The following is a 12,869-nucleotide window of genomic DNA, read 5'->3' as shown; positions in this document are numbered from 1 at the left end:
GCATTAATTCAACTTAAAAAGCTAGTATCTAAACCTGGCTTTACATACACTGTTTTAATTATCAGTAAAAATTAATGATATCCATCACAATTTATCAATTTTTGTACCTAATCAATCACAATGCTGCATGCTCATAAAATGAACATCACTAACAAAATAGCAATCAAGAGGACTTAACAGAAGTCCAAAGTATTGCACTTTTCAGCAAAAAATTATCAAAATGACCAAAATCGCACTACACCGCACCCGCCTGCGGTTTTCATATCACTAAAATTTTTCAGTTGTGATTTTTTACAAACGATATTGCCAGCCCGCGCCCGTTCTGGGGATGCTCTGCGATACAGGAACTGAAAAGAATGAAAAGAAATTCAGCTTTTTTCAGTTTTACTGTCCGTAGTATCTATGGCCTGAATACGCAACTCTATGATATTAAATGGATAATTAATTTTAGGTGTATGCTTTTATGAAGGTTTGTGAAACATGAAAAACATAACAAATTGAAAAATAATAATTTTATGTCCGTATAAACTGAAATCCTGTGTTCAGGTTCCGGGAACGGATCGGCCATTCCCGACGCATACTTTACCCATTCTTTTGCGCAGCCAGCAGCAACTTTAAAGCCTTTTCCCGCTCCTCGGGTGGAATGGCATCAATTAGCTCTTTAACCCTCCCCTGCCCGTTCAGCGCGCTTGGACTAACTGAATGGGAGAAAGCAACATTCATCACAAACGAGTGACCGCACTCCACATTAGAGCAATAGCAGTACACATCGTACAGTTGTGGGTGTTTCCTGTTTGTTTTACCTATCCGCGCTACTGCCTGACATGTGGGGCAGTACATTCTTATCATCTTCATCGTTCTGTGCCCTATACTGTTGCCCGCCAGAAGAAGGGATTTGGATCCCTACCTCTTGTTCTGAACGTGTAACACTGGTAACACGTGTAACGCTATTGATTTAAAAGGATTTAATCTGTTACCAGTTAGCAAAATCAAGAGGTAACGCGTGGTAACACACCATTTTTTGTTACCTCTGTTGGATGAACTGCAAATCGCTTTCCCGCCATTGAGTTATCAGACGCCTATCCGGGTAGCCTCGTTCCAGCTGAAACTCGAAATCGGCCCCTTCCAGCCCATGTTCGCGAAGCACCTGTTCTACCACCTCCGGTACCGACTGGAACCGAAACAGGCGACACTGCCGGGTTTCCGACAGCAACGCCAGGCGGGAACTGAGTGTGAGACTGTAGTGAGACTGGTCTTCTGAGGTGGAGAGCCATTCCAGGTGGGTCACTATTCCATGGACATTTTTACCGCCACGCATCAGCAACGTCGCATATTTCATCAGTACCTGTTCCGGGGGAATGTTCTCCTGCGGTGTGGTGAATGCAATCTCCCACGAAAACGGCTCGCTCAGAGCTTCCCTGCCGCGAAAACGCAGAACATCCGGCTTTACCGGGCTGTCATTGATCATCAGGATATAGCGGTTTTGTCCGTCAAATAGCGCTGGCCAGTTATCCATCACGTCACTCCTTTACCGGCACGAGGCTGAGCCAGCCATCACCCAGTTCAATCGTACGGGGTGTGTCCGGGTCGAGCTCGTCACAGGTCAGCACCAGGCGCCAGCGGTTCTCCTTCTGATCCGGTCGATTAAACAGCCCTACCACCGCCACGAAGTGAGCGTCTTCATCCATAGGCATATTGATCGTCACGCTGCCTTTGGGCATTACCAGCAGCTCTTTCGCCGCCAGCACATCCTCTTTAAGTACCGTATCGGCCTGGCGCAGCAACGTCTGGTAATCGGCGGCTTCAACCGCTTTACGATCCCTGAGTTGATAGACTCGCACCATTGTCGCCAGCGGCGTCTGTGCGCCATCGGCGTTTACGGCCGTGCGCGGAGTAAAATCCAGATGCAGCGTTTTAATTTTCTTGTAGAAGATGGAATTCGTGATGCTGACCGTACCGTCCGTGACGGTCTGCGTCAGACCGCAGCCAGCGAGCAGGCTACAGGCAATAAGTGTCAGCGCCCGCCAGCGGGTTACTGTTGTCATTCAAAAGTTCCTTTTGTGAGAGAGGGAGTACGTAATTATTCGAAGCGGTAATGTCCGTCTTCAGCGGGCGGGAGCGCAGAACATTGCAACCCTTCATAGCAGCCCAGACTGACGGTGAGACTCTCCCGGCTATTGCTGAATTTGCCTGCTTTCAGGCCCAGCAAACCGGTACGGCCCAACTGGATACGCCTGCCTTTGCCAAGTCGCGGCTCAGGCAACAACCGCACGGGTACGGTGAGGCTCAGTCGGGCGTCGCTACGGTAGCCGAGATAGACACGCAGCAGGACCAGCAAATCGGTATGGAGGACACCTCCGGGTAACCAACCTTCCGCCTCATCCGGGTCCGCTGTCTCCAGCGTCACCAGCACACGACTACATGATTCCTTTGCCGTTTTACCCAGCGTGGCCCGCTGCGAAAGACGGACGCGGTTTTCGGTGCCCAGCCCACTGCGATTTTCGATATGGACCTTAACCGGATCGGTTTCGGTGATGAATGCCCGGGTATTCGGTGCCAGCAGGCTTACCAGGGCCTGGATACCTTCGGCATTGCGTGTGGGCAAACGCATGGTGCCCAGAAGGGCCAGGAAACGGGAAACCGGTGTCGCCACCTGTTCCGCCGTGCCTGGTATACCGAGTCCCACCAGCCCCAGCAGACACTGTGATGTGGCATCGCGACCACCCGCCTCGAACGTTGCCGGATACGCGTATTTTCGCCAGATCCGGTAATACTGCGTGGTGATGCGGTGGCTGAAAATATCCAGAAATGAGGTGACAGCCTCGTGTCCTTCGCGGCGCTGCGCAATATCATCCAGCCAGGACGTCGGCAGAGGGGAGTCCACCCCATACATCCCGAGAAATGTCGTGCGGACCGTTGGGGGTAATGTCGGATGGTCTTCGTCGGTCTCCACCGCTTTGAGGGTACTGACCGGGAAACCCATACCAGGCCAGGGTCTGAATCGTACCGGATCATCGCCCGGACATCCGCGACAGCAAAATCGGCAAGTCTTTCGTTGCTTTCACGACGCATGGTCATCAGACGCTGGCGTCGGGAGCGTAACTGGCGATTGAGCAGCACCAGACGTTCGCGAAGAACCGGACTTGCTCCGAATGACGCCACTGGAGGAATAAAAGACGGATCCTGTCGCCACGCATTTTGTCCATCCCGGAGCAGTCTTGCTACCGGGCAGACTTTCCAGGCCTCATTACTTTCATGGGCAAACCGGATGGTGAAATTAAACCGGGCAACTGCCATGGATTCTTCTTCAGAACCAAAAACATCCGGTATAGTTACCCATTCCTCCCGGTAACGAAGCGGACGGTCAGCGGTCATGCCTTCCTGTTCAACATTAACAACACCGGGCTGCAAATGAGGGAGTGCGATAACGACTGTTACCGCATCCAGACCAGCCAACAGATCCGGGTCTAACTCGCGAGGAGGGGGAAGCAGATCGCTCCTTTGCGCATCAATCAGTGAACCATCTTCCAGCCAGAGGCGTAACAGCGTAATCTGGATCAGGCCGGACGAAAGAAAACTGTCATTAAACTCAATCTTTTCCACGCCCCAAGGGAACGGGGTGGCTAGCGCTGATGCACCGGCACTGCGAAAAGATGCCCATTCAGCCTGCTGCTGGAACTGCTGAGGGGACAGCAAAGCCCCCTCGTTCCACAGTGGACGATAAATTTTCATCCCTGTCCTGCCTTATGCTTTTGCTTTAGGCATCCGGGATGCCACAGACAGATTGACGTCCATGTCATCGACCTGGAAATGAGGGATTGCAAAGCGTTTCACACGGAAGAAACCCGGCTTGTCCTCAATGTCTTCAACAATGACTTTGGTATCGCGAAACGGATGGGACGCCTGCAGATCGTCGCCTACGCTGTCGAAATTGCTCTTCGAAATGTTTACCTTTTCGCGTTCAGACAACGGACGATTTTCCCGGCCATGACAGAAGCCCCTAACTGTCAGCAGTTTCAGCGGCAGATCGGTTTTTTTCTGGGCCCCACCGGTGTGCAGGGCTAAATATAAGTTAATACGAGCTTTGGGCATTTCTTCCTGGTAAGAACCGGACATGCAATGTTCCTTCATTTGACGTGTCTACGACAGCAGAAGAAGTGAAAGCCACAGGGGCTTTCCACAGAACGACTCCACCGCCCTGACAGCGATAAATAATGATGAATAAAACAGAGGGTTACGATGAAAATCGTACGCCGGTTGATGGCGTTAACAAGTCTGCACGCCCGATGCAAATGTAAATAATAATTTCAATTAAAGCCCGTCACTGCTATTTTCCATTTCAGAAAATGAACAAATATTTCTTTCCGGATCCATTGCCCATAAAGGATTTGAGCGTATACAACCTGCCATCGCGCCACTTAATTCCCGTTATTAATTATTTCGGTTAAGTAACAATTTAGCGCCCAGCTCCGATTAAGTTTTGCCAATCTGATGATTATTCAATCCGCAAACTTCACCCCATAAATACAAACAACATAAACAATATCTTTTGACAATTATTAATTACCCACCATGTACATCAAGCAGAGAATTCAGAGTGGGTTTTATGTATATTTTAAATGTTAAACAATTTTCCAGAAAATCAAATTATTTATTCCAGGAACTTATTCTCCATTGAAAAATAATTCTTCACAACAATAATTATGAATGCGTTAAAGTATTTATAAAATAGATATATACTCCAGCAATCATTGATTAATCGCCGAAACAGATCGAGTTTTAAAAATTGAAGTGTGAAAATGATCTGGCTTTTCAAAATACCTCTGCCAGCATATGCCATAAATTCCCATTAAGCCAAGAACGGTTATTAATGAATCCCCCTTTTACGCTGCCGGCCAAACTGTCGCCCTTGGCTTGTCGTCAGGTTGTCAATCAGGCCTGGTGCCCTGCCACAACCGGCGAGCCATTGCTGAATTCTGCCCGTGATATTGCCGAAAGCTGGCTGAATGCTGTCATATCTGCTGCAACGATGCCATGATTCAGTCCCACATCGACCGGGCGCTGTCCCCCCAGGATGCGATTAACTATCTCATTGAATGTTGGAGGAAAATATCTCTTTAGCTCAGCCCTGAGCCAGGCGATAAAACGGTACTGGCCTCATTGTTGCAGTGAGATTATCAGACACCAATATCTGGCCCGTCGCTACCCGCATCCCTGATTTTCTCAACCTCAGTACGTCAGCTGCTATACGCTGGCTGCCAAACCAGAAAAGCCCGTCCAACGCCGTGACATCAAGTCCTGATTCGAGCGCCATCTTCAGGCGTTCCCGTGGAGATTTCACCGCTTTTGCGATCTGCTGGTAAGGGGCTTCGGTCAACCCTTCTGGATCTATGCGCCGGATACGATGCGACAGGCGATACTGAAATTCATCCGGTATACCGTCAAGGCTCGCTTTCAGGGTATATACACACCCAAAGCGTTTACCATTAAAGATGACGTTTTTCTGGCTAAGCTGTAGCGCGTCACGCACGCTGGCAATCAATTGCGGGGTGCGAAGTAATAACAACCGAAAAGGCAGCTCAAAGCTGGTCACATAGTCCACGTTCAGTAAGGCAATACGCAGACGCTCTTCCGGTCCAGCCTTCATTTCCCGACATTCAGCAATAACGTCAGCCCATTGGCCGGTAAGACGAGAACTTTCAGCAGCCTCTGTAAAGCTGTACTTTTCAGTCTGATAATCAATACGTCCGCTCACACGGCATTCCCTTCTGGCCACATTTCGGTATTTGCTGCTCACTTTACCAGCGACAGACGACTACCGAAAGCCCGGCAACCTAACAAATATTGATTCAACTCATATACTTAATTGTTCTCACACTGATAATCTCATGGAATTCATTGGCTGGCGGACAGGGTCACCGTGTTAGAAATCTTTTCTTAACCCACTGAAAAATATCTAACAAATATTTTTCTCATATAAAAACGATGGTTCGTTCAATACGGATCCGAATTTATTTGGGTTAAAAAAGGTACGGTATGAAAGTCACATGGACTGTCACTCCTGCCGGGTACCAGCGTATTACCAAACGCTGTCCCGCATGTAATGTAAAACGCGAGTTTGCACCTTCCGGGTCCTTCAGGGTCAATTCACAAAAAAAAGTGCTCGATATCTGGAGCATTTATAAATGTACGCATTGTGAATATACGTGGAATATCTCGCTGTTCTCACGGCTTCACATCAGCAAAATTAATCGAGAGCTGTACCAGCGGTTTATCACTAATGATGCCAGTACGGTTCACTATTATTCTCATGATAAAGCCACTCTGAGCCGAAACAACGCTGAGCTTGCGGGTAAGCCTGATTTTCGTGTTCAGGAACAATGGCAGGCCAGCATCAACATTGACCAGCACTTCGCCGTCAGAATCAGGCTTACCTGTGCTTTTCAGATCAGTGCGCTATCGATATTGAAGCGCCAGCTTTTACTCAGCACGGCGGAGATTAAGCGTCTGATAGATGAGGGTCATGTTCGCGGTATCACCATGAAAGAACTCAAATCCCGAAAGTTACGGACAGCTAATGTCGATTTTCACTTGTCTGCGGTAACGTTGTATGCCCGGCGAAGGGTGGTTCTGGCGCCACGTTAATAGAATAAGGCTCATCCTGAGGTAATGAGCCCTCCCGATCCGACACCTTTGCCGGATCGGGATAACGGTGTCATGTCAGACAACAAAACGATTAACCAGATCCCTCATGGTTACTGAGAGATTATCCAGCCGCTGGCTGTCATTCGCGGCCTGAGAAACCAATGCCGCGTTTTGCTGTGTAACCTGCTCCATGGGTCTCAGCGCCAGGTTTATCTGGGAAACACCCTGCGATTGTTCCGTCGCTACCCGGGCGATATCGCCGATATATTGCTTCATACTGGTGGTATTATCCGCCGCCGCTTTTAGCGCGGTAGCTGATGCGGTAACCCGCTCAACGCCCTCGCTGATTTTTACCATATTCTGCGCCACCAGCTCACGGATCTGATTCGCTTCTTTAGCACAGCGCTGTGAAAGGTTACGCACTTCACTGGCTACTACCGCAAACCCCCTTCCCATCTCTCCGGCGCGAGCCGCTTCAACAGCCGCATTCAGCGCCAGCAAATTCGTCTGAAAGGAAATATCATCAATTGAGGTAACGATAGTTGAGATTTTCTCACTGGAGGAGCGAATATCCCCCATGCTCTGATTTGCCGCGCTGGCGACGTTACTGGCCTGGCGAACCTCTTTTTCCAATCTTATTGTCAGGAGCTCCGCTTCGCGGGCATTGTCCGCCGTTTGCGTAATCGTCGTTGAGAGCTGTTCCATACTGGCCACGGCTTCTACAATCGATGCGGCCTGTTCATCGGTGCGCTGGGCCAGATCCTGATTTCCCGCCGTAATACTACTGCTGGCATCGTACAGCACCAGAGAGCCTTGTTTAATCTCCTGTACGATGTGCTGAATATTTTCCAGCATCGTGTTATAGGCGCGATTGAGTGAAGAAAGCTCGTCTTTCCCTGGCGTCGCCAGACGTTGAGTCAGATCGCCGTTCATACCCGCAATCTTGTTTAGCGTGTCGCTGAACTGACGGTGCATATTGAGTGCGATGGCCCCGGCGAACGCCAATGATGCCAGTAGCGCCAGCAGGCTCACGGCCATATATATCTGCCAGTTCTTACGTGCATCCTGCGCGAGTTTTATCGCACTTTCCCACAGAAGATTCGCTGCCACATTTTCAATCTGTCGCATCACTTCAATACGCTGGGTTTGTACTTTAAACCAGACGGTAGGATCGACGTCAAATCCACCATTCGCCGCATGACTAAACGCAGCTTCGCGTAATGAAAGCGCTTGGGTAGCTTCGGTGGATTGTAAGCGACTGTTGAGCATGGCGGCCTGTTCAGGTGGACTCAGGCGCAAAGATTGCGCCAGCCAGACATTCTGTTTACTGACCACATCGCTAAGCTGATGTAATTGTCCGTCGGCGAAATGACCAGAGGAAAAGATATTTGCCAGCAGCGCCCGCTCAATACCCGCTTGTTCCTTCAAATTCAGCAGGTTGTAGTAGGCTGCGAATGAATTCGCCATATCGCCGGAATCCGTCAACGTCCCTAACCGGCCAACAAAATTCAGTACATCAGCGATAACGTTGGTATAAAACTTAACCACCTCAGAGGCTGGCAGACCCAATTGCGTCACCTTTTCCCGGAGTGTCGCCAATGACAGAATATTTTTCTTAAACGCGGCGACAGAGGTGGTGACATCCCCTGCCTGTAAGGCGGTATCGGACAGCGAATCCACAAATACCTCGATCTCGCGATCGGTTAAGGCCCGTTGTGCGTTTAGTTCATCTTTGAACGTCTTCCCTTCGGCCCCAAGAAACCCGACACTCATTCCACGCTCTTTTTGCAGTTCATGCACCACATTTCCGGCACTGCGAGCGAGGGCTGTCAGTTGGGCAATATTCTCCATCTGTCGCTCTGTTTCGATGCGCGTCCATATTCCTGAACCAGCAAACCAACATAACGCCAATAATAGTGGTTGCAGCGCGATTATTAACTTCATTTTCATCGGCATTCGATAAACCCACCACATGCCACTTACCTCCCTTATCCATATTTTCGTCATGGTTATCGGCGTGGTGTTGCTGCACTTTACATCTTTTCAAGAGATACATGGCTATTTATTTGGTTTAATATTGTTCAATATACCTCTATATAATTAGAACAAACAGGATAAACATCCATTTATATTATATTCCCAAATCTATATTTTATTATTTGAGAATATATAGCATGTTATATCTTATTCTAAGGAGGGTAATGATTAACTTGATGCTCAACGGCAGAAAGACACAAGATCGCTCCCACCGCGAGTGGCGCCCAAAGAGCTACCTGCAGAGCGCGCCTCATCTGGCTTCCCACCGAACGTTAAGGTTATAATCCTTACAACGATTTTATTGGATTAGAAGCGACGATGACAAAACTTACCCTACAGGAACAGATGCTTAAGGCCGGTCTGGTCAGCAGCAAAAAAATGGCAAAAGTGCAGAGAACGGCGAAAAAATCGCGCATTCAGGCTCGTGAAGCCAGAGAAGCGGTGGAAGAGAATAAAAAAGCACAGGCCGAGCGTGATAAACAGCTCAGCGAGCAGCAAAAGCAGGCTGCGCTGTCTAAAGAGTATAAAGCGCAGATCAAACAACTTATTGAAATGAATAAAATCACCATTTCTCGTGGCGATATTGGTTACAACTTCACTGATAATAACCTAATCAAAAAAGTCTATGTTGATAAAGTGACCCAGTCGCAGTTAATCAAGGGCCGTCTGGCCATTGCGCGTCTGACGGCTGAAAGCAGCAGCGATAGCGAATATGCCATCATTCCGGCTGTCGTCGCCGATAAAATCGCCCAGCGCGATGCAAGCTATATTGTATTAAATTGCGAGCTTAGCCAGGAAGCGAAGGACGAAGACGATCCGTATGCTGATTTTGTCGTCCCTGATGATTTGATGTGGTAAGAAAAACAAACAGATAATTCAGACTTCCGTCGCGTATTTCGGTGAGCGCTCGCGCCGCCACCGAAATACTGTCAACGTCTCTTCTTCTGGAACCTCGCCACTAAAACTTATAGTGTTCTTTGCTCAGCCCGTATTTTCTCATGCGTAAATACAGTTTTTTACGCGGGATTTGTAAATACTCCGCCACTTCATTAATGCGTCCCTGATGAATATTTAACGCCTCGGTAATAATCTGTCGCTCGTACTCCTCCACCCGGCGATCGAGCGGCGTCGGTTCAGGCATATGCAGCTGCGGATTTGCGGTTTCAGCCAGCGGAAGTAGCCCAACGGCAAAAAGCTCAGCGGCGTTCGCCAGCTCCCGAACATTACTTAACCACACGCGGCGCCGCATGCCTTTCAGGAGTTCCCCGTCAACGTCAGGTACCGGATGATTCAGGCGCAGACAGGCTTTCTGCAGATAATGGCGAAACAGGGGCTCAATATCATCGGGACGCTGTGATAACGGCTGACAGGCGATTTGCGTCATCGCGAAACAGTAATAGAGTTCGGCCACAATCTGGTTAGTTGCCGCCAGTTCCACCAGCGATGTGGCGCCAATGCCGATTAAGCGAAAAGGACGCCGCTCCTGGCTTTGCAGGTGCACCAGTTGGTGCTGCTGTTCGCGCGTCAGGCATTCAATATGGCTCAGGACCAGCGTACCGCCTTGCGCCTGGGCAATAAGGTCATTGAGTTGTCCCGCATTGCCTGGCGTCAATTCACCGCGGATAAACGGTTCCTCGGTGCTGCGCCCAAGCTGATGCAAATAACGGGCTCCCGTCATACGCCCCGTTCCCGCCTCGCCATAAAACCAGACGGCAATATCCGTTTCCGCCAGCTGCTGCAGACGCTGGCGGTACTGATTGACCCATTCGCTGTAACCGATCAGCTCAACCTGCAGCTTTTGCTGACAATAGTGGCGACGCGCAATCACCGATTTTCGCTGACGCAGCGCATCTTCTACCAACAACAGCAGTTTGCCGGGGTCAACCGGTTTTTGCAGAAAATCCCATGCCCCTTTTTTCACCGCTTCCACGGCCATCGGGACGTCGCCATGGCCGGTGATCAACAGGATCGGCAGCTGATTATCATCCTGATGAAACAACGTCATGAGATCGATTCCATTGCAGCCAGGCATACACACGTCGCTCAGGACAATCCCCGGCCAGTCGGCCTGTAGCCAATTTCGGGCGTCAAAAGGGTTACTGCATGCGTATACACGATAACCCTCCTGTTCAAGCAACAGCGTGTAAGCGTCGAGAACATCGGCATCGTCATCAATCAGCAAAACAGCATATTCATCACACAACATCGTTTACATCCGTCAGATTAAATTGCAGCACGACGCAGGCATTGCGCCCCGGCGTCGAGGCCAGGCGCAGCTCGCCGTTCATTTGCGTCATTAACGATACACAAATTGATAAACCAATACCGAGACCCACATCCTTACTGGTGGTAAACGGCTTTAATAGTGATGGCAACAACGCGCCTGGCCAGCCGGGGCCGTTATCACAGACTAAGACACATAATCGGTGGCCTTCAGCCTGCCAGTGAACCTCTATTTCCGCGGCAGCCGGACAGGCATCCAGCGCATTTGCCAGTATGTTTACCAGTACCTGCTGAATACGCACTTCATCACCTGCCACCCACACACTGTGAGCAGGAAGCGTCAGCGTGCCTTGCTGCTTATGGCGCATAGCCAGCAGTTCCCAGGCAGCAGTAAACGTTTGTCGTAGATCGACCGGATGTAAAGGCGCGCCCGGCTCAGCCCGACGCGCAAACTGACGCAGCGAACGGATAATGGCATCGATGCGGGTAATCAGCCCCTCCGCTTTGGTTAACGTGCTTCTGGCCTGAGCGGATTGCCCCTGCTCAATTGCCCTTCCCGCCGTAAACAGGTACATCGACAGCGCATTCAGCGGTTGATTAATTTCGTGCGCCAGAGTGGTCATGGTCTGGCCGACCACCGCCAGTTTAGCCGTCTGGATCAGCTCATCCTGCGTCGCCCGGAGATCGGACTCAATCTCCTTACGCTCCGCCACTTCCTGCTCAAGCTGATTTTTTTGCGCATTCAACTGGCCCAGGGTATGGCGCAGCAGGCCCGCGATACGCCCCAATTCATCGCGCCCGTAAACCGGGATAGTGGCGTCCGTTCGCCCCAGACCGATTTGCACCACGGCCTGGTTGAGCGCGGTAAAACGCTTCACCAGCCGGGAACGAATGAAGTAGTGGTTAAGTCCCCAGGCGAGAAGGAGCGCCAGCAGCGTCGCCAACAGAATAAGTCCGCCGCTGACGCGAACAATTTGTTCCAGCCGCTGGTTAAACATCTGCATTTGCTGATGGCTACTTCCCAATTGCGCTTCAAGCAATGTTCGAAAGCGCCCGAGCGTTGCCTCTCTGGCGTGGTTGGCATCAATGAGCGCCTTTTGCGCAGCGACATAATCGCGCATCGTATCGGGCATTTTATTTTTCATCATCCCGATTTCCAGCAGTTCATCAATGGTTTGCCGCAGGGTGATGGTACTGGGCCAGTCATCGAGGGTACGGATGTTTTCATCGGCGGTTTTCTTCAGATTCTCCAGGTAGCGGATATGGTTCTCCACCAGCATCCCGTCGTCGCTGCCCGATTTCAGTTCATTAAGCCTGTCGCGTAAATCATCGACGATCTGATTTTCAATTCTTGCCAGGGTGTAAACCTGCTGCTGCTCGTTTTGCACCTCTCTGGCACGTTTGAGATACAGCGCCGCATCGCCACTTTTTGCCTCGATTTGATCCAACAACGTCCCCTGTTGCCAGGTAAAATCCTGCACCAGTGAATTCAGCTCGGTGTTAAAATCATCGTGTAGCCAGTCGATGCGTGCGGAGAGTTCACTCACTTTTTCACGCACGAGGAACATGTTGTAGAGCACCCGGTCCAGCTCCGCCATCAACGCCCGGCTGTCCTGCAAAATCACCGCCAGCTGCTGTTGTTCTGCGGGTTGTAGCCCCCGGCTCAGAGTCTCGATTTTATCCAGATGTGAGATTATCTGATTGCGCAATTGCAGCCTCACCGTCGTGTTGGGGGCCAGCAGGAATTCATTAAGCTGATCCACAACAAGGTTAAGATTCCCTTCAATCAAAAAAGCGGAATGCACGCGCGGGAAGTAATCATCAAGCGAATAGCGTATCTGAGAGCTCTGCTCATGCCATGAGTACAAACTGACGCAGCTTACGCTCAATGTCAGTAGTGCGCCCGTCAGAAAGGCTCCCCGCAGGCTGCTGCTGATGTTGAGCTGCCGCAGGCGTTGCAGTAT

8 protein-coding genes and 5 pseudogenes are annotated in these 12,869 nt (G+C 50.3%); 2 read left to right on the top strand and 11 right to left on the bottom strand.

Translation table 11 applies throughout. The features are described 5' to 3' along the window. Positions 1 to 582 precede the first annotated feature (582 nt). The 8 genes and pseudogenes from M4I31_RS07315 to M4I31_RS07280 form a co-directional block, all read right to left on the bottom strand. Complete coding sequence (locus tag M4I31_RS07315; protein WP_023219962.1) at positions 583 to 855, bottom strand: ogr/Delta-like zinc finger family protein; 273 nt, start codon at positions 853 to 855, stop codon at positions 583 to 585. A 175-nt stretch (positions 856 to 1,030) separates the two neighbouring features. Next, positions 1,031 to 1,516, bottom strand: a pseudogene (locus tag M4I31_RS07310) (contractile injection system protein, VgrG/Pvc8 family); the annotation flags it as partial. Between the two features lie 4 nt (positions 1,517 to 1,520). Further along, on the bottom strand, positions 1,521 to 2,045 hold the full coding sequence (gene tssJ, locus M4I31_RS07305) for a type VI secretion system lipoprotein TssJ (RefSeq protein WP_085047796.1): 525 nt from the start codon (positions 2,043 to 2,045) through the stop codon (positions 1,521 to 1,523). Positions 2,046 to 2,080: 35 nt separating this feature from the next. After that, positions 2,081 to 3,022: pseudogene (gene tssG / locus M4I31_RS07300) on the bottom strand (type VI secretion system baseplate subunit TssG); the annotation flags it as partial. Then, a pseudogene (gene tssK, locus M4I31_RS07295) lies at positions 3,022 to 3,732 on the bottom strand (type VI secretion system baseplate subunit TssK); the annotation flags it as partial. The pseudogenes tssG and tssK, both read right to left, overlap by 1 nt. 12 nt (positions 3,733 to 3,744) lie before the next feature. After that, positions 3,745 to 3,918: pseudogene (locus M4I31_RS24095) on the bottom strand (type VI secretion system contractile sheath large subunit); the annotation flags it as partial. Beyond that, positions 3,919 to 4,116, bottom strand: a pseudogene (locus tag M4I31_RS24090) (type VI secretion system contractile sheath small subunit); the annotation flags it as partial. A gap of 1,006 nt (positions 4,117 to 5,122) precedes the next feature. Continuing rightward, positions 5,123 to 5,755 carry a DNA-binding protein gene (locus M4I31_RS07280; RefSeq protein WP_085047793.1) on the bottom strand — a complete coding sequence of 211 codons (633 nt, stop codon included), beginning with the start codon at positions 5,753 to 5,755 and terminating at the stop codon, positions 5,123 to 5,125. 281 nt (positions 5,756 to 6,036) lie between these two features. Here M4I31_RS07280 and M4I31_RS07275 point away from each other — a divergent pair, with 281 nt between their 5' ends. Further along, positions 6,037 to 6,645 (top strand): DUF1062 domain-containing protein, encoded by a 609-nt coding sequence (locus M4I31_RS07275; RefSeq protein WP_085047792.1) that lies wholly within the window; start codon positions 6,037 to 6,039, stop codon positions 6,643 to 6,645. 75 nt (positions 6,646 to 6,720) lie between these two features. Here the strand turns inward: M4I31_RS07275 and M4I31_RS07270 are convergent, their stop codons facing one another. Further along, a complete protein-coding gene (locus M4I31_RS07270; RefSeq protein WP_085047791.1) occupies positions 6,721 to 8,619 on the bottom strand; it encodes a methyl-accepting chemotaxis protein in 1,899 nt (632 codons plus the stop codon). Positions 8,620 to 9,000: 381 nt separating this feature from the next. Here M4I31_RS07270 and M4I31_RS07265 point away from each other — a divergent pair, with 381 nt between their 5' ends. Beyond that, complete coding sequence (locus tag M4I31_RS07265; protein WP_085047790.1) at positions 9,001 to 9,540, top strand: DUF2058 domain-containing protein; 540 nt, start codon at positions 9,001 to 9,003, stop codon at positions 9,538 to 9,540. A 100-nt stretch (positions 9,541 to 9,640) separates the two neighbouring features. Here M4I31_RS07265 and pgtA read toward each other — a convergent pair whose 3' ends face one another. Further along, positions 9,641 to 10,888: a two-component system response regulator PgtA gene (pgtA, locus tag M4I31_RS07260; RefSeq protein ID WP_038642409.1), complete on the bottom strand. Its 1,248-nt coding sequence runs from the start codon at positions 10,886 to 10,888 to the stop codon at positions 9,641 to 9,643. Beyond that, positions 10,878 to 12,869 carry a two-component system sensor histidine kinase PgtB gene (gene pgtB, locus M4I31_RS07255; RefSeq protein WP_170973253.1) on the bottom strand — a complete coding sequence of 664 codons (1,992 nt, stop codon included), beginning with the start codon at positions 12,867 to 12,869 and terminating at the stop codon, positions 10,878 to 10,880. Before pgtB ends, pgtA begins: the two co-directional genes overlap by 11 nt.

Source organism: Citrobacter sp. XT1-2-2 (genome assembly GCF_023516235.1).
In the GTDB taxonomy this organism is placed as follows: Bacteria; Pseudomonadota; Gammaproteobacteria; order Enterobacterales; family Enterobacteriaceae; genus Citrobacter; species Citrobacter werkmanii.
Note: the sequence above shows the minus strand (reverse complement) of the source record. Positions and strands in the feature narration are given on the sequence as shown.